This is a genomic window from Burkholderia sp. LS-044, from assembly GCF_004803625.1.
Lineage (GTDB): Bacteria > Pseudomonadota > Gammaproteobacteria > Burkholderiales > Burkholderiaceae > Burkholderia > Burkholderia cepacia.
Window position 1 is genome coordinate 1 of sequence record NZ_SSWO01000017.1, and the last position, 16636, is coordinate 16636.

15 protein-coding genes are annotated in these 16636 nt (G+C 69.5%); 9 read left to right on the forward strand and 6 right to left on the reverse strand.

Translation table 11 applies throughout. The annotated features are described in order from the left end of the window. Positions 1-482 precede the first annotated feature (482 nt). From E9536_RS32330 to E9536_RS32350, 4 genes are all read left to right on the forward strand, one after another. Positions 483-2597: a site-specific recombinase gene (locus E9536_RS32330; protein ID WP_136472135.1), complete on the forward strand. Its 2115-nt coding sequence runs from the start codon at positions 483-485 to the stop codon at positions 2595-2597. Between the two features lie 164 nt (positions 2598-2761). Next, the gene (locus E9536_RS32335) at positions 2762-4063 is read left to right on the forward strand and encodes a class I SAM-dependent RNA methyltransferase (protein ID WP_021164196.1); all 1302 of its coding nucleotides are present in this window, start codon (positions 2762-2764) and stop codon (positions 4061-4063) included. 459 nt (positions 4064-4522) lie between these two features. Beyond that, positions 4523-4945 carry a VOC family protein gene (locus E9536_RS32345; protein ID WP_136472137.1) on the forward strand — a complete coding sequence of 141 codons (423 nt, stop codon included), beginning with the start codon at positions 4523-4525 and terminating at the stop codon, positions 4943-4945. Positions 4946-5018: 73 nt separating this feature from the next. After that, complete coding sequence (locus tag E9536_RS32350; protein ID WP_027788348.1) at positions 5019-5705, forward strand: YafY family protein; 687 nt, start codon at positions 5019-5021, stop codon at positions 5703-5705. 76 nt (positions 5706-5781) lie between these two features. Here E9536_RS32350 and E9536_RS32355 read toward each other — a convergent pair whose 3' ends face one another. Then, positions 5782-6705 carry a carbon-nitrogen hydrolase family protein gene (locus E9536_RS32355; protein ID WP_059693802.1) on the reverse strand — a complete coding sequence of 308 codons (924 nt, stop codon included), beginning with the start codon at positions 6703-6705 and terminating at the stop codon, positions 5782-5784. An 80-nt stretch (positions 6706-6785) separates the two neighbouring features. Between E9536_RS32355 and E9536_RS32360 the strand changes: the two genes are divergently transcribed. After that, complete coding sequence (locus tag E9536_RS32360; RefSeq protein ID WP_060193640.1) at positions 6786-7706, forward strand: LysR family transcriptional regulator; 921 nt, start codon at positions 6786-6788, stop codon at positions 7704-7706. Between the two features lie 89 nt (positions 7707-7795). On the opposite strand, the gene E9536_RS32365 is transcribed toward E9536_RS32360, so the two are convergent. The 3 genes from E9536_RS32365 to E9536_RS32375 are packed head-to-tail and all read right to left on the reverse strand — an operon-like array spanning position 7796 to position 10724. Then, positions 7796-9250, reverse strand: a complete 1455-nt coding sequence (locus tag E9536_RS32365) for an NAD(P)(+) transhydrogenase (Re/Si-specific) subunit beta (RefSeq protein WP_060207123.1) — start codon at positions 9248-9250, stop codon at positions 7796-7798. Continuing rightward, the gene (locus E9536_RS32370) at positions 9247-9573 is read right to left on the reverse strand and encodes an NAD(P) transhydrogenase subunit alpha (RefSeq protein ID WP_027788352.1); all 327 of its coding nucleotides are present in this window, start codon (positions 9571-9573) and stop codon (positions 9247-9249) included. The genes E9536_RS32365 and E9536_RS32370 overlap by 4 nt, the downstream gene beginning before the upstream one ends. 11 nt (positions 9574-9584) lie before the next feature. Then, positions 9585-10724: a Re/Si-specific NAD(P)(+) transhydrogenase subunit alpha gene (locus tag E9536_RS32375; protein WP_060349052.1), complete on the reverse strand. Its 1140-nt coding sequence runs from the start codon at positions 10722-10724 to the stop codon at positions 9585-9587. 276 nt (positions 10725-11000) lie between these two features. Between E9536_RS32375 and E9536_RS32380 the strand changes: the two genes are divergently transcribed. Both E9536_RS32380 and mnmA read left to right on the forward strand, forming a co-directional pair. Next, the gene (locus E9536_RS32380) at positions 11001-11510 is read left to right on the forward strand and encodes an NUDIX hydrolase (RefSeq protein ID WP_021164203.1); all 510 of its coding nucleotides are present in this window, start codon (positions 11001-11003) and stop codon (positions 11508-11510) included. Continuing rightward, positions 11507-12655, forward strand: a complete 1149-nt coding sequence (mnmA, locus tag E9536_RS32385) for a tRNA 2-thiouridine(34) synthase MnmA (protein ID WP_059487115.1) — start codon at positions 11507-11509, stop codon at positions 12653-12655. The genes E9536_RS32380 and mnmA overlap by 4 nt, the downstream gene beginning before the upstream one ends. Before the next feature lie 53 nt (positions 12656-12708). Here mnmA and E9536_RS32390 read toward each other — a convergent pair whose 3' ends face one another. After that, positions 12709-13083 carry a helix-turn-helix domain-containing protein gene (locus tag E9536_RS32390; RefSeq protein WP_136472139.1) on the reverse strand — a complete coding sequence of 125 codons (375 nt, stop codon included), beginning with the start codon at positions 13081-13083 and terminating at the stop codon, positions 12709-12711. Positions 13084-13157: 74 nt separating this feature from the next. Between E9536_RS32390 and E9536_RS32395 the strand changes: the two genes are divergently transcribed. Both E9536_RS32395 and E9536_RS32400 read left to right on the forward strand, forming a co-directional pair. Further along, positions 13158-13922, forward strand: a complete 765-nt coding sequence (locus E9536_RS32395) for an NAD(P)H-dependent oxidoreductase (protein ID WP_059693807.1) — start codon at positions 13158-13160, stop codon at positions 13920-13922. Positions 13923-14119: 197 nt separating this feature from the next. Then, on the forward strand, positions 14120-15739 hold the full coding sequence (locus tag E9536_RS32400) for an FMN-binding glutamate synthase family protein (protein WP_021162498.1): 1620 nt from the start codon (positions 14120-14122) through the stop codon (positions 15737-15739). Between the two features lie 112 nt (positions 15740-15851). Here E9536_RS32400 and E9536_RS32405 read toward each other — a convergent pair whose 3' ends face one another. Further along, complete coding sequence (locus E9536_RS32405) at positions 15852-16463, reverse strand: glutathione S-transferase N-terminal domain-containing protein (RefSeq protein WP_027788357.1); 612 nt, start codon at positions 16461-16463, stop codon at positions 15852-15854. Positions 16464-16636: the final 173 nt, after the last annotated feature.

Sequence of the window (16636 nt, forward strand, 5' to 3'; positions counted from 1 at the left end):
CAATCCGGCGCCGGGCGGCGACGCCGGCGCGACGGGCAAGTCCGGCGCGTAAGCGTGCGGCGCGCAGGCGAACGCTCGACGGCGTACGCGCCTGCGCGGCTTCGTCCAGCGCGGCGCGTCCGATAGCGACCGCCGGCCGCCGTCGGCGATGCGCTGCCGCGGCCGGCCCCGGCCCCGCGTCGCGCTCCCGGCCGGACGGCCATGACATTGTTTGTCAAAGTCGGCCGGAACCGGCTTCGTGCAACGCGGTCGGCTTGCGTTTTCCGGCCCGATTGACGATCCTACGCACTTTCAGGCCCGCGCCGCTCGTCGTGCGCGCCAGCCAGCGGCGCCCGCACCGTGCACCGCAGCGGGGCAGCCGCATCGCGGGTCGCCTCGCATCGTCCGGCAACCTGCCCCGTCTCACCCGTTCTCCCCGGCGCCGCGCCGTTTCCCGGCCGGCATCCCGAACCCGCCCGCCGAGGGCTTTCGCTATTCCGTTTATGTTTCGTTCCCTGACGACCCTGATCAAGAAGTGGCGCGCGTCGCGCAATGCCGCTCACCAGCTCGATGCGCTGCTCGCGCACGCCGACGCCGATGCGTCGTACGCCGAGCGCAGCGAATGGCTGATCGAGCTCGCGCACTGGCTGCGCCGCACCGGCACGATGCAGGACGCGCCGGCCGATCGCGACGCCGATGCGCGCGCGTACCCGGCCCACGCGCGCTTGCGCTACCTGTTCCACGTGCTCGATCGCAACCCCGCATGGAAGGCGCATGCCGCGCGCATCCTGCGCGGCATCCTGCGCGAGTGCGACGGCATCTCGCTCCTGTGCGACGCCGGCATGCCCGTGCACTCGGGCTTCTTCGGCGCGCTGTTCGAGCGGATCGACTCGTCGCTGATCCCGCCGGCGCCGAACCGCCGCGAGCTGTCGGCGCTCTTCACGCTGATGTTCCCGACGCCGGAAGACGCGCAATGGATCGACGCGCTGCCCGACGATCTCCTCACGCGCCTCGCCGACCTGTTCTCGTTCGACGTCACCGACGAAGAGCGCCACGAGCCGGGTTCGTTCTCGCGCGACCTGCTGGCCGCGCTGCACAACCTGACCTGCCAGATCAGCTCGACCGGCCTGTCGCAGACGGTGCGCAGCCGGCTCTCCGACGACGACGCGCGCAAGCCGCTGGAAACGCAGCCGTTCTACCGCCTCACGCGCGCGATGCTCGCGGTCGAGACCGCGCACGCGGCCGTCGAGGACGGCGGCGACCCGAGCAAGCTGCTGCACGAGGTCAACTACCTGCGCGTGCTGCTCGACGAATGCCGGATCGCCGTCGACGAGGTGTTCTCGCACCTGTACCGCAACGGCGTGTCGGTCGACATCGTGTTCCAGGTCGAGCGGATGCGCATGCGCATCCTGCGCGCCGAGATGCTGCTCAACGCGTGGATGGCGCGCGACGACCTGCACGGGATGGCGCACCTGACGGCCGAGCTCGTCGACGCGAACCACAACAGCCAGAGCGTGTCGCACCTCGTGCGCAGCAACTTCTCGCTGTTCGCGCGCAAGCTCGTCGAAACCAACGCGGACACCGGCGAGCACTACATCTCGCGCGGCCGCGCCGAGTACCTGAAGATGCTGCGGATGGCCGCGGGCGGCGGCCTCGTCACCGTCGTGACGGTGTGCGTGAAGTTCGCGATCACGGGCGCGCACCTGCAGTCGATGCTCGAAGGGCTGCTCGCGGGCGTCAACTACGCGGCCAGCTTCATGCTGATGCACTTCCTGCACTTCACGCTCGCGACCAAGCAGCCTGCGATGACCGCGCCGACGCTCGCGCGCGAGCTGGACGACACGGGTCACGACGAAGGCGTGAAGGCGTTCGTGGCATCGGTGATCGCGCTGATCCGCACGCAGGCCGCCGCGATTTCGGGCAACGTGCTCGTCGTGCTGCCCGTGTGCCTGCTGGTGCAGCTGTTCGCCAGCAACCTGCTGCATGCGAACCTGATCTCGCCGGAGAAGGCGCACGCGACGCTGCACTCGTTCTCGCTGCTCGGCCCGACGCCGCTCTACGCGGCGCTGACCGGCGTGCTGCTGTGGGCGTCGAGCCTGCTTGCGGGCTGGGCCGACAACTGGTTCGTGCTGCACCGGGTCGGCGACGCGCTCACGTACAACCGCCGGCTGCGCCTCACGCTCGGCGCGGCCGGCGCCGCGAAGCTCGCGCATTTCTGCCGGTCGAACGTGGCCGGCGTGGTCGCGAACGTCGGCCTCGGCCTGATGCTCGGTCTCATCCCCGCGATCGTCACCGTGTTCATGTTCCCGTTCGAGGTGCGGCACGTGACGCTGTCGGCCGGTTCGATCGGGATCGCGCTCGGCGTGCTGGGCAAGGACGCGCTGGGCACCCCCGAGCTGTGGTGGGCCGGCGCCGGCGTGCTCAGCATGGCGATCCTCAACGTGCTCGTGAGCTTCGCGCTCGCGTTCACGATGGCCGTGCGCTCGCGCAGCCTGCGCCCGACCAAGGTGCGCGCGCTCGTCGCCGCGATCGTCCGCACGGTGCTGTCGAATCCGCTCGCGCTGTTCTGGCCGGGCAGCAGCCCGGCCGCCCGCGCCGGCCAGCCGGGTTCGCACTGAGCCCGCGGCGGCCTGGCGGTGCCCGCCCGGGCGCCGCCGGGCCGCCCCCGGCACGCATGCGCGGCGCCCGGGCCCGCGCCGCGGCACCGAAACGCGACGCAACGCCGGCCCCGGCCGCCCGCGCCGCGTACAATAGTGGACTTTTGCACGTCCTCACCCGCCTTATGTCCTCGCCCACCCTGTACGAATTCTTCGCCCCCTGCCCGCGCGGCCTCGAAGCGGCGCTCGCCGCCGAGCTGGCCGAAATCGCCGGCCGCCACCTGAACGGCGCGCCGTTCACCGCGGGCGCGCAGGTGCCGGGCGGCGTCCACTTCAGCGGCGGCTGGGCCGCCGGCATGGCCGCGAACCTCCATTCGCGGATCGCGAGCCGGGTCCTGCTGAAGATCGCGCACCGCGCCTACCGCAACGAGCAGGACGTCTACGCGCTCGCGCTCGAGCAGCCGTGGGAGCGCTGGTTCGCGGCGACGCAGACGCTGCGCGTCGACATCACCGCGATCAAGTCGCCGCTGAAGAGCCTCGAATTCGCGACGTTGCGCGTGAAGGACGCGATCTGCGACCGGATGCGCGAGAAGACCGGCGCGCGCCCGAGCATCGATACCGGTGCGCCCGACGTGCGCGTGTTCGCGTTCCTGACGGCCAACGAGTGCACGCTGTACCTCGACACGTCGGGCGAGCCGCTGTTCAAGCGCGGCTGGCGCCTCGACAAGGGCGCGGCGCCGCTGCGCGAGAACCTCGCGGCCGGCATCCTGCGCCTGACGGGCTGGACGCCCGGCACGGCGCTGTACGACCCGATGTGCGGCAGCGGCACGTTCCTCGCGGAAGCCGCGCAGATCGCGCTCGGCGTGGCACCCGGCGTCGAGCGCCGGTTCGGCTTCGAGAAACTCAAGCAATACGACATCACCGCATGGCAGGGGCTGAAGGTCCCGGCGCTGGACGCGAAGCGTGCGGCGCGCGGCAAACGCGGCGAAGCGCTCGGCGTGTACGGCAGCGACATCTCCGGCGACATGCTCGAGAAGGCACGCGCGAACCTCGAGCGCGCGGGCGTGCCGTCGGTGTGGCTCAAGCAGGTCGACGCGCGCGGGATGACGCCGCCCTGCGACGGCCCGGGCATCATCCTCGCGAACCCGCCGTACGGCGAGCGGATCGAGGTGCGCGGCCGCAGCGCGCGCGGCGAGGTGCGCGAGACGGGCCGCAACCGCGGCAACGACGACGCGTTCCGCCGCACCCACACCGACGCACCGGACAGCGAGTTCTTCAACGCGCTCGGCGATGCGCTGAAGCAGCGCTTCACGGGCTGGCAGGCGTTCCTGCTGACGTCCGATCGTTCGCTGCCGGGCCAGCTGCGGCTGCGCGAATCGGCCAAGACGCCGCTGTTCAACGGCGCGCTCGAATGCCGGCTGTTCCGCTTCGACCTGATCGCCGGCAGCGTGAAGGCGCGCCCGGCCACGCCGGAAGGCGACGCGTAATCCGCATCATGGTCGCGACGGGGCCGCCGATACGGCCCCTGCGCGACAACCGGAACGACGCCGTTACCGCATCCGCGGCAACGGCGGCGTTCCGTTTCAATGCTTCGACTTCTCCCGGCGCCCCGTCGTGAACGGCAGCGCCTGCCCCGTCTCGAGCAGCGTCTTGCGGCTCGACGGCACGACCGGCCACTCGCCGCGAATCTCGCGATCCATCTTCCATCTCCGAGCCCGGCACCAGCCCGTCGTGCGTGACGGTCGGCTTCACGACGCAGGTCACGCGCGATTCCCCACTCTCCCCCGACGAGCATGCGCCACGTGACGACCAGCCGGTGCGGCGGATCGTTCCCGACCTCTACTGACAATACGGTGTCAGCAGACCGCGATCACACTGCAATCCCGGCGCAATGCAAGGCTGGTTTCCGCACCGAACCCGAACAACAACGCAACAAGGAACTCGTCATGACGTCCGCAACTGCAACTGCCACCGCCACTGCCACTGCCACCCCCGAGCGCGCAATCGCGTGGTTCGACATTCCGTCCCTCGATTTCGACCGGGCGATCCGCTTCTACGAAACCGTGCTGCAAACGACGCTGCAGCGCGAAGTCATCGGCGGCGTGCCGATGGCCACGTTCGACCGCGACGCATCGAGCACGGGCGGCAGCATCGTGTTCGATCCGCAGCAGATCAAGCCGAGCGCGAACGGCGTGCTCGTCTACCTGAACGCCGGCGAATCGGTCGTCGCGGCGCTCGAACGCGCGAAGCGCGCGGGCGGCGTCGTGCAGGGCTCCGTCGTCGAACTGCCGAACAACTACGGCTACGTCGGCTACCTGATCGACACCGAAGGCAACCGCGTCGGCCTGCACGCGCCGAAATGCCACTGAGCGCAGCGGCCATCGGGCGCGCGCGGCGCTATCATCGCGAAGTCCCCATTGCCGTTGGAGCCGAGGTGCCGTCATGACGCGCCGTGCCGACCGCCTGTTCCAGATCGCCGAGCTGCTGCGCGGGCGTCGTCTCACGACCGCGCAGCAGCTGGCCGACTGGCTGTCGGTGTCGCCGCGCACGGTCTATCGCGACGTGCGCGACCTGCAACTGTCAGGGGTACCGATCGAAGGTGAAGCCGGCATCGGCTACCGGCTGAACCGCAACGCGAGCCTGCCGCCGCTCACGTTCACGGCCGAGGAGCTCGCGGCGCTCGCCGCCGGCGCACGCATGCTCGAAACCTGGGGCGGCGCGCGCTTCGCGAGCGGCGCACGCTCGGCGCTCGCGAAGATCGCGTCGGCGATGCCGGCCGACAAGCGCACGGCGCTCGACCGCCTGCCCGTGTTCGCACCGTCGTTCCACATCGACGAGACGTTTTGCGCGAAGGTCGATGCGATCCACCAGGCCATCGATACGCGCCACGTCGTCAGCTTCGACTACCGCGACCGGCTCGGCGCGCATTCGCAACGCCGCGTGTGGCCGCTCGGGCTCGTCTACTGGGGCGGGCGCTGGACGATCGGCGCGTGGTGCGAGCTGCGCGGCGATTTCCGCACCTTCGACATCGCGCGGATGGGCGACATCGTCGTGCACGAGCAGTTTCCGGACATGGAAGGACGGCGGATCGCCGATTACATGCGGATCGCGGAAGCGCCGATGCGCTGACGCGGCACGGCGGCGGGCGCACCGCCGCCGTTCCTGTTCCGGGCCGCCCGCCGCACGGCGCCCGGCCCGCCTTTCCCTACGCGCCGAACACCACCGTGCGCTTCGGCCGCTCGTCGACGTGCAGCGAGAACACGTCGGGCCGCGCGTAATGCCCGACCACGTCGAAGTCGTAACGCGCCCGCACGAGTTCGTCGGTATCGATACGCGCGGTCACGAGCCCGGCCGTGCCGATCAGCGGCTCCGTCAGCAGGTCGCCGAGCGGCCCGACGATCACGCTGCCGCCGCGGATCAGCGGCCGCTCCGGATCCCAACCCGGCACGTCGATCCCGAGTGCGCGCGGCGACGGCTGCACCTGGCACGCGCTGACGACGAAGCAGCGCCCCTCGTGCGCGATATGCCGCATCGAGCTCTGCCACACGTCGCGCTCGTCGACGGTCGGCGCGCACCAGATCTGCACGCCTTTCGCGTACATCGCGCAGCGCAGCAGCGGCATGTGGTTCTCCCAGCAGACCGCAGCACCCGCGCGGCCCGCGGCCGTGTCGACGACGGGCAGCGTCGAGCCGTCGCCCTGCCCCCAGATCAGCCGCTCGGTGCCGGTCGGCATCAGCTTGCGGTGCTTCGCGACGAGCCCGTCGCGCGGATCGAAGAACAGCGCCGTGCAATACAGCGTGCTGCCGCCGCGCTCGATCACGCCGACCACGAGGCTCGCGCCCGTGCGCTGCGACAGCGCGGCCAGCTCGTCGGTTTCCGGCCCCGGCACGTCGATCGCCTGCGCGGCGTAGCGCGCATACGCGTCGCGGCCCTCGGGCAGCCGGTAGCCGAGCCGCGTGCCGAAGATCTCGCCTTTCGGATAGCCGCCGAGCACGGCCTCGGGCAGCACGACGAGCGACGCGCCGCTGTCGCGGATCGCGGTTTCGTAGCCGAGGATCGTGTCGAGCGTGGCGCGCGTGCCGTCGGGCGATGCGCCGATCTGCAGCGCGGCGATGACTGAAGTGGACATGAAGGCGTCTCCGGTGAATGGGGTAACGCCATCTTTATCGATATGATGTCATCGATCAAATCGATAGAACGATAAGTGTCATGAATACGGATGATATCGCCAGCCTCGACCTGAACCTGCTGAAAGTGTTCGAGGCGCTGTACGAGGAAGGCGGCGCGAGCCGCGCGGCGCTGCGGCTCGGCCTCACGCAGTCGGCGGTGAGCGCGGCGCTCGCGCGGCTGCGCGTGATCTATGCCGATCCGCTGTTCGTGCGCACCGGCCGCGGGCTCGCGCCGACGCCGCGCGCGGACGAACTGAAACCGATCCTGTCCGACGCGCTCGACCGTTGCCGCGAAAGCCTCGCGATCGCGGCCGACGGCGGCGACCGCATCGGCCGCACGATCTCGATCGGGCTGTCGGACGACTTCGAGATCGCGCTCGGCCGCGCGCTGATCGACGCCGTTGCACGGGAAGCCGCCGGCATCCGGCTGATCTTCCGGCAGACGCACAGCGGCATCGCCGGCGACGCGCTGCTGCGCCACGGCGTCGACCTCGCGATCGCATCGGGCGGCTTCTCGGCGAACGGGCTCAGCCGGCGCGCGGTCGCGACGGGCGGTTATGCGTGCCTGATCGACCCGGCCGCCCGCCCACGTCCGCCGCGCACGCTCACGCTCGCCGATTTCCTGCAGCGCGACCACCTGCTCGTGTCGTCGGGCGGCGTGATCGGGATCGTCGACGAGGCGCTGGCCACGCTCGGCCACAAGCGGCGCGTCGCGGCGTCGACCACGCATTTCGCCGCGTTGCCGTACCTGCTCGCCGGCTCCGACGCGGTGGCGACGATTCCCTCGCACGCGGCGCGCGCGATCGCGCGATCCACACCGTTGCGCGCGCTCGCCTGCCCGGTCGACTTGCCGCATTACCCGGTCGAAATCGGCTGGCGCTCGAGCACGCAGCGCGACCCGGCGATCGTGCGCGTACGCGACACGATCGCCGCGTGCATCGCGAACCTCGTCGCACCATGAAAACGACCCGGCCGGCTTGCGCCGGTCGGGCCTGTCCTTCGAGGCTGCCCGTGAATCGGGGCAGGCCGCCTGCGTTACCGGCGCATGCATCAGTCGACCGCCTTCACCATGTCCTCGATGACCTTCTTCGCATCGCCGAACACCATCATCGTCTTGTCCATGTAGAACAGGTCGTTGTCGAGGCCCGCGTAGCCGGCCGCCATCGACCGCTTGTTGACGATCACCGTGCGCGCCTTGTACGCCTCGATGATCGGCATCCCCGCGATCGGCGATGCCGGGTCGTTCTTCGCGGCCGGGTTCACCACGTCGTTCGCGCCGAGCACGAGCACGACGTCGACCTGGCCGAATTCGCCGTTGATGTCGTCCATCTCGAACACGATCTCGTACGGCACTTCCGCTTCCGCGAGCAGCACGTTCATGTGGCCCGGCATCCGCCCCGCGACCGGATGGATCGCGTACTTCACGTCGATGCCCTTCTCGACCAGCTTGTCGGTCAGTTCCTTCAGCGCGTGCTGCGCACGGGCGACGGCCAACCCGTAGCCCGGCACGATCACGACCGTTTCCGCGTTGCCGAGCATGAACGCCGCATCGTCGGCCGAACCCGATTTCACCGGCCGCTGCTCCTTCGCGCCCGCGGCACCGCCGGCCGCCGCCTCGCCGCCGAAGCCGCCGAGGATCACGTTGAAGAACGAGCGGTTCATCGCGCGGCACATGATGTACGACAGGATCGCGCCCGACGAGCCGACCAGCGACCCCGCGATGATCAGCATCGCGTTGTTCAGCGAGAAGCCGATGCCGGCCGCCGCCCAGCCGGAGTACGAGTTCAGCATCGACACGACCACCGGCATGTCCGCGCCGCCGATCGGGATGATGATCAGCACGCCGAGCGCGAACGCGATCGCCGTCATGATGATGAACGGCAGCCACGACTGCGTGATGAAGAACAGGATGCCGAAGCCGAGCATCCCGAGCGCGAGCATCAGGTTGAGCAGGTGCTGGCCCGCATACACGACCGGCGCGCCCTGGAACAGCCGGAACGTGTACTTGCCCGACAGCTTGCCGAACGCGATCACCGACCCGGAGAACGTGATCGCGCCGACGAACGTGCCGATGAACAGCTCGACGCGATTGCCGTACGGAATGAAGTCCGGCGCGACGGCGTCCTGCGGCACGAGCCCGAACGCTTCCGGCTCCGACACCACTGCGTACGCGATGCACACGGCCGCGAGACCGATCAGCGAGTGCATCGCCGCGACGAGCTCCGGCATCTTCGTCATCTCGACGCGCGCGGCGACGAACGCCCCCACGCCGCCGCCGACGATCAGCGCGCCGAGCACCAGCGCGAGGCCGAGCGGCAGGTTCGCGCCGAGCCAGGCCGCCTGCCTGGCGATCAGCGCGATCGTCGTGAGGATCGCGACGGCCATCCCGGCCATCCCGAACAGGTTGCCGCGCCGCGCGCTCGTCGGGTTCGACAGGCCTTTCAGCGCCTGGATGAAACACACCGATGCGACGAGGTACAGCAGCGTGACGACGTTCATGCTCATCGCGCGCCCTCCTTGCCGCGCCCGGGCTGCCGGGGCGCCTTCTTGCGGAACATCTCGAGCATGCGCCTCGTCACGAGGAAGCCGCCGAACACGTTGACCGCCGCGAGCGCGACCGCGAGCGTGCCGAACACCTTGCCGGTCGCGCCGACGGTGAGTGCGGCCGCGAGCATCGCGCCGACGATCACGATCGCCGAGATCGCGTTGGTCACGGCCATCAGCGGCGTATGCAGCGCCGGCGTGACGTTCCACACCACGTGGTAGCCGACGTACACCGCCAGCACGAAGATGATCACGTCGATCACCGTGTGATTGACGACTTCCATGGTCTCCTCCGTTATCGGCGCGTGACTTCGCCGTCGCGGCACAGGAGCGTCGCGGCGACGATGTCGTCGGTCAGGTCGATGTTCAGCGTGCCCTCCTTCGTGACGATCAGCTTCATGAAGTCGAGCAGGTTGCGCGCATACAGCGCCGATGCGTCCGAGGCGACCATCGACGCGAGATTCGTGTAGCCGGCGATCGTCACGCCGTGGTGCGCGATCACCTGGTCGGCGACCGTCAGCGGGCAGTTGCCGCTCTTGCGGCCGTCGAATTCCGGGCCGCGGCCGGCCGCGAGATCGACGAGCACCGAGCCCGGCTTCATCGACTGCACGGTTTCGACCGAGATCAAGGTCGGCGCCGGGCGCCCGGGAATCAGCGCGGTGGTGATCACGATGTCGGCCTGCTTCGCGCGCTCGTGCACGAGCGCGGCCTGGCGGCCGAGCCACGACGGCGGCATCGGGCGCGCGTAGCCGCCCACACCCTGCGCAGCGTCGCGCTCCTCGTCGGTTTCGAACGGGACGTCGAGGAATTTCGCGCCGAGCGACTCGATCTGCTCCTTCACGGCCGGCCGCACGTCGGACGCCTCGATCACCGCGCCGAGGCGCTTCGCGGTCGCGATCGCCTGCAGGCCCGCGACGCCCGCGCCGAGGATCAGCACGCGCGCGGCCTTCACCGTGCCCGCGGCCGTCATCAGCATCGGAAAGAAGCGCGGATACAGCGCCGCGGCGACCAGCACGGCCTTGTAGCCCGCGATGTTCGCCTGCGACGACAGCACGTCGAGCCCCTGCGCGCGCGTCGTGCGCGGCGCGGCTTCGAGCGCGAAGCCCGTCACGCCGGCCGCGGCGAGCTTCGCCGCCTGCTCGCCGTTGAACGGATCGAGCATGCCGACCAGCACGGCGCCGCGCTTGAGCGACGGCAGCTCGGCGTCGGTGGGGGCCTGGACCTTCAGCACGATGTCGACGTCGAACGCGGCCGACTGGCCGGTCAGTTCGGCACCGGCGGCCGCATAGGCTGCGTCGGGATAACTGGCCGCGAGGCCGGCCCCTCTCGCGATACTGACCCGATGCCCGGCCGCCGCGTATTTCTTCACGGTTTCCGGCGTCGCGGCCACCCGCGCCTCGTTCGCCCGCGTTTCGGCAGGCACGCCAATATGCATCGTCAGTCCCTCCAGTCATCGCCGGCAGGTCGTTTCCGGCGATTTCCACCGCGCAACGAGCCGGGCAGCCGGACTACCGGCTCGCGAGCGACGGCACTCACGTTTCACTTTAGGCGAAAGCGGCGGTCGCACCCGCCTTTGCGCGCGATCGCGCGAGATCGACGCGTCAGCCTGGCCGGCGTGACCGCGCACCGGCGCGACGGACGATTACGAGGGTCGGATTCGTCTGACCGAACGCCGGGCAGCGTTCGGGCGCAACCGGTAAAATGCCGAACCATGAAACCCGAAATCTGGACCCCGCATGTGACGGTCGCGGCGCTCGTCGAGCATGCCGGCCGCTTTCTCGTGATCGAGGAAGAAACCTCGTCGGGCCTGCGCATCAACCAGCCGGCAGGCCATCTCGAAGCCGGCGAAACGCTGGCCGACGCCGTGATCCGAGAGACGCTCGAGGAAACCGCGCACCCGTTCACGCCCGACGCGCTCGTCGGCGTCTATCTGGCGCACTACGACCGTCCCGGCACCGCCGGCGCGACCTACCTGCGCTTCACGTTCTGCGGCACGGCCGGCGAGCCGGTCGCGGGCCACGCGCTCGACGACGGCATCGTCCGCACGCTGTGGATGACCGCCGACGAACTGCGCGCGTGCAGCGAGCGCCATCGCTCGCCCGCGGTGATGCGCTGCGTCGACGATTACCTCGCCGGGCGGCGCATTCCGCTCGATTTCGTGCATACGCATTCGGTCGCGCCGCGCCCCGAAGCATTCGAACGTCAGGCGGTCAACAAATGAGCAAGCGCCGTGTAGTGGTGGGCATGTCGGGCGGCGTCGATTCGTCGGTGACCGCGTGGCTGCTGAAGGAACAGGGTTACGACGTGGTCGGCCTGTTCATGAAGAACTGGGAAGACGACGACGACGGCGAATACTGCTCGACGCGCCAGGACTGGATCGACGTCGTGTCGGTGGCCGACCTGATCGGCATCGACGTGGAAGCCGTCAACTTCGCGGCGGAATACAAGGATCGCGTGTTCGCCGAGTTCCTGCGCGAATACTCGGCCGGCCGCACGCCGAACCCCGACGTGCTGTGCAACGCCGAAATCAAGTTCAAGGCGTTCCTCGATCACGCGATGTCGCTCGACGCGGAAATGATCGCGACGGGCCACTATGCGCGCGTGCGCGAGCGCGACGGGCGTTTCGAGCTGCTGAAGGCCTTCGACCATACGAAAGACCAGTCGTACTTCCTGCACCGGCTGAACCAGGCGCAACTGTCGAAGACGATGTTCCCGCTCGGCGAGATCCCGAAGACGAAGGTGCGCGAGATCGCCGCGCAGATCGGGCTGCCGAACGCGAAGAAGAAGGATTCGACCGGCATCTGCTTCATCGGCGAACGGCCGTTCCGCGATTTCCTGAACCGCTATCTGCCGACCAAACCCGGCCCGATGAAGACGCCGGACGGCAAGGTCGTCGGCGAGCATATCGGCCTCGCGTTCTACACGTTCGGCCAGCGCAAGGGCATCGGCCTGGGCGGCAGCAAGAGCGGCAGCGGCGAACCGTGGTTCGTCGCCGCGAAGGACATCGCGTCGAACACGCTGTACGTCGTGCAGGGCCACGATCATCCGTGGCTGCTGTCGCGCGAACTCGTTGCCGGCAACGTGAGCTGGGTCGCCGGCGAGCCGCCGGCCGAGGGCTTCGCGTGCGGCGCGAAGACGCGCTACCGGCAGGCCGACGCGGCATGCGCCTTCGGCGCCGCCGTGCCCGGCCCGGCAGGCGAAGCACGCTTCTCGCTCGCATTTGACGACGCGCAGTGGGCCGTCACGCCCGGCCAGTCGGCCGTGCTGTACGACGGCGAGATCTGTCTCGGCGGCGGCATCATCGAAAGCGCGGCAACCAGCGACCGGCAGGCGCTCGACGCGCCGGCACTCGCGGCCGCACGCTGACGCGCCGCAGGCGCCGCCCGAAAGCGGCCGCGCCCGCGGCCCCGCCCGCCTGTTCAGCGCATGTGCTGCACGGCCGCGTCGTAGCGCTCGCGCGCCGCGTCGAGCACCGGGAAATGACGCTCGGCCCAGCGATCGAGCGCCACGAGCGTGTCCACCAGCGATTCCGCCACCGGCGTCAGCCGGTATTCGACATGCGATCGCCGCGCGGCGATCGCGATCCGTTCGATCAGCCCGTTGCGCTCCAGCTCGCGCAGCGTCTGCGTGAGCACCTTCTGCGAGATGCCGCCGATGCGCCGCAGCAGCTCGCCGTTGCGCAGCGACCGCTCGGCCAGCGCCGGCAGGATCAGCAGCGTCCATTTGCCGGCGATCAGCGCGAGCGCGTCGCGCGCCGAACAGTCCGCCGCATAGACGTCGCCGGGAAAAGCCATGGTTACCTCCGGGTGCGTGATTGCGCGGCCCCGCTGCCGCCGGCCATCATCGTCGCATACTCACGGAGCCCGCCATGCATGCGCTGATCGTCGTCGCCCATCCCGAACCGCAGTCGTTCAACGCGGCCCTCTCCCATGCGGCGGCCGATACGTGGCGCGCCGCCGGCCATACCGCGACCGTCGCGGACCTGTACGCCGACGGGTTCGACCCGAGCGAGGCGCCGCGCCATTACGCCGATCGGCTCGACACGGCACGCTTCGACGCGCAACGCGAGCAACGCCACCACTGGGAGCGCGGCACGCTCGCGCCGGAGGTCGGGTATCACGTCGGGCTGCTGCAACAGGCCGACGCGCTGATCCTGCAGTTCCCGCTGTGGTGGTTCGGCGCGCCGGCGATCCTGAAGGGCTGGATGGATCGCGTGTTCGTCTACGGCGGCCTCTACAGCAGCCGCCGGCGCCATGACAGCGGCGTGTTGCACGGGCGCCGCGCGCTGCTGAGCGTGACGACCGGATCGTCGGCCGCCGCCTGCGCGCCCGACGGCCGCGAGGGCGACACGCGCCTGCTGCTGTGGCCGCTCATGCACGCGCTGCGCTACGTCGGCTTCGACGTGCTCGAACCGCACCTGATCCACGAGGTTCGCAGCGATCCGGCCGGCGACGCCGCGCGGCACCGCGACGCGCGCCTCGCGCAAGCGCTCGCGGACTACCGCGCGCGACTGCGCGCCTGGCACACGTGGCCGCGGGTGCCGTTCAACCGCGACACGGACTTCGAAGCCGGCGTCAGGCTGAAGCCCGACGCGCCCGCATACGGCCCGTTCATCCGTCACGCGCTCACCTGACGCGGCGGGCCGGCTCGGCAACGCGAGCTTCACGGGACCCGTAGTAGACTCTCGACCATCGTGGGCGCCGGCGGCGGCCAGGCACGGCTCGGGCACCCTGCCCGCCGGCCCGGCGCGACGCCGAGGGCGCCGACCTGCCGGCCGCCGCGCGACCGCTCGCGAGCGATGGCCATCCAGATAATTACGACGGAGTCCCCATGTTTTCCCGACGCTATCTCGCGATGTGGTGCGCGGTCCTGCTGTTCGTGGCCGTCGCGGCACTCGCCGCGCGGCACGCGATCGCGTGGCTGTGGATCCTGATTCCCGCCGCCCTCGTCGCGCTCGGCCTGTACGACCTGAAGCAGGACCGCCACGCGATCCTGCGCAACTACCCGCTCTGGGGCCACTTCCGCTTCCTGTTCGAATTCATCCGACCTGAAATCCGCCAGTATTTCGTCGAGGACGACACCGACGAGAAACCGTTCTCGCGCGCGCAGCGCAGCCTCGTCTACCAGCGCGCGAAGAACGTCGCCGACAACCGCCCGTACGGCACCGAGCTGAACGTGAAAGCCGTCGCGCACGAATGGATCAGCCACTCGCTCGCGCCGACGAAGCTGCCGAACCACGATTTCCGTGTCCGCGTCGGCGCGAATCGCGCGCAACCGTACGACATTTCGATCTTCAACATCTCGGCGATGAGCTTCGGCTCGCTGTCCGCGAATGCGATCCGCTCGCTGAACCTCGGCGCGAAGAAAGGCGGGTTCGCGCACGACACGGGCGAAGGCTCGCTGTCGAAGTACCACCGCGAGAACGGCGGCGACATCATCTGGGAAATCGCGTCCGGCTACTTCGGCTGCCGCAACGACGACGGCACCTTCAACCCCGACAAGTTCGCGAAGCAGGCCGCCGATCCGCAAGTCAAGATGATCGAGGTCAAGCTGTCGCAGGGCGCGAAGCCCGGCCACGGCGGCGTGCTGCCGGCCGCGAAGATCACGCCGGAGATCGCCGAGACGCGCGGCGTGCCGATGGGCAAGGACTGCATCTCGCCCGCGACGCACTCGGAATTCTCGACCCCGCGCGGGCTGCTCGAATTCGTCGAACGGCTGCGCACGCTGTCGGGCGGCAAGCCGACCGGCTTCAAGCTGTGCGTCGGCCATCCGTGGGAATTCTTCGGGATCGCGAAGGCGATGCTCGAGACCGGCATCGTGCCGGACTTCATCGTCGTCGACGGCGCGGAAGGCGGCACGGGCGCGGCGCCGCTCGAATTCACCGACCACGTCGGCGTGCCGCTGCAGGAAGGGCTGCTGCTCGTGCACAACACGCTCGTCGGGATCGGCGTGCGCGACCGCGTGAAGATCGGCGCGAGCGGCAAGATCATCACGGCGTTCGACGTCGCCCGCACGCTCGCGATCGGCGCGGACTGGGTGAACTCGGCGCGCGGCTTCATGTTCGCGGTCGGCTGCATCCAGGCGCAGACCTGCCATACGGGCCGCTGCCCGACCGGCGTCGCGACGCAGGACCCGGTGCGTCAGCGCGCGCTCGTCGTGCCCGACAAGGCCGACCGCGTGTACAACTTCCACCGCAACACGCTGCACGCGCTGCAGGAGCTCGTGCAGGCGGCCGGCCTCGCGCATCCGTCGGAGCTGCGCGCGCATCACATCGTGCAGCGCATCGCGCCGCACGAGGTCCGGCTGATGTCGCAGCTGCTGAAGTACCTGAAGCCCGGCGCGCTGCTCGACGGCAACACCTGCGGCTTTACGCTGTACGACAAGTGGTGGCCGATTTCGCGCAGCGATTCGTTCACGCTCGGCGAGGCCGTCTACGCGTCGATCGAATGATGCATGCGAGCGCCCCCGCCGCGAGGGCGGCCCGGCAAAAAGAAAAGCGCCCCGCGGGGCGCTTTTCTTTTGTCTGCCGAATGCGTGAATGCGTGTACGCGTCGCGTGCGGCTCAGTTCTGCGGCAGCGTGTCGGCGAACGACTGGCGCTGCAGCAGCTTCACGAAGTGCTTGTCGAGGTTCGGGTGGCGGTCGCGCCAGTTGAGCTCGGGCATCCGGAAGTCGAGATAGCCGAGCGCGCAGCCGAGTGCGATGTCGGCGAGCGTGTAATGATTACCGACGCACCACGTCTTGCCGCCGAGCCCTTGCGACATCGCGACGAGCGCGTCGTCGATCTTGCGCTGCTGGCGCGCGATCCAGCTCGCGCTGCGCTGCGCTTCGTCCCGCTGCGTGTATTCGAGGCGAATCGCCACGGCCGCGTCGAGCACGCCGTCGCCCAGCGCTTCCCAGCAGCGCACTTCGACGCGCTCGCGCCCCGACGGCGGAATCAGCTTGCCGACCGGCGACAGCGTGTCGACGTATTCGCAGATCACGCGGGAATCGAACACCGCGGCACCATCCTCCATCACGAGGCACGGGACCTTGCCGAGCGGATTCGAAGCATGAATATCCGTCTCCGGCGCCCACACGTTCTCGAGCTCCAGCTTGTAGTCGATCTTCTTTTCAGCCAGCACGATCCGCGCCTTGCGGACGTACGGGCTGCTGAGCGAACCGATTAATTTCATCATCTGCCTTTTTAAGGGAACCGCCGAGAGTATACGTTGTCGCCGATCATAACCGGCCGGCGTCGCGCGACAGAAAATCGCCCGACCGGCCTGTGGATGGTTTGCAACAACCGTCACGCGGACCGCCCGGCGCGGCTTCCCGCCCCCTCTCTCACGCGCGGCGTCACGCGGCG